The organism is Lacrimispora sp. 210928-DFI.3.58 (assembly GCF_020554865.1).
In the GTDB taxonomy this organism is placed as follows: domain Bacteria; phylum Bacillota; class Clostridia; order Lachnospirales; family Lachnospiraceae; genus Enterocloster.
This window is the reverse complement of sequence record NZ_JAJCIC010000113.1, coordinates 1-379: the sequence shown is the minus strand read 5'-3', so window position 1 is coordinate 379 and position 379 is coordinate 1. Positions and strand designations below refer to the sequence as shown.

1 pseudogene is annotated in these 379 nt (G+C 48.0%); it reads left to right on the top strand.

Going from position 1 to position 379, the window contains the following annotated elements:
- Positions 1-379, top strand: a pseudogene (locus LIZ87_RS22165) (argininosuccinate lyase); the annotation flags it as partial.

Below are 379 nucleotides of genomic sequence, written 5' to 3'. Positions count from 1 at the left end.
AGAAGTATGCATTTGACGAGTACGGCGCAATGATCGCTGAGTGGTCTGCTGACGTTGATGCTATCAATGCTAAGTATGAGACCGCTTCTAACAGCGTCATCACTGGCAATGCTTATACAATGGCTAGCTATGACGAGGATGGATACGGCACACCAAGTTCTGCAAGCCACAATGGCGTAACTGCTAAGTATGCTCAGGAGTGGAGATACTTCCAGGATGTAGAGAACGGTGCCCGCGTAAGCAAGGGCTGGTTCAAGGTAGTTGCAGCTGAGTATCTGAACTACGATAAGTACAACGATGACGAGGATGCATGGTACTATGCAGATGGAAATGGTAAGCTGTATGCAGGCGAGTTCAAGACCATCAAGGGCAAGAAGTA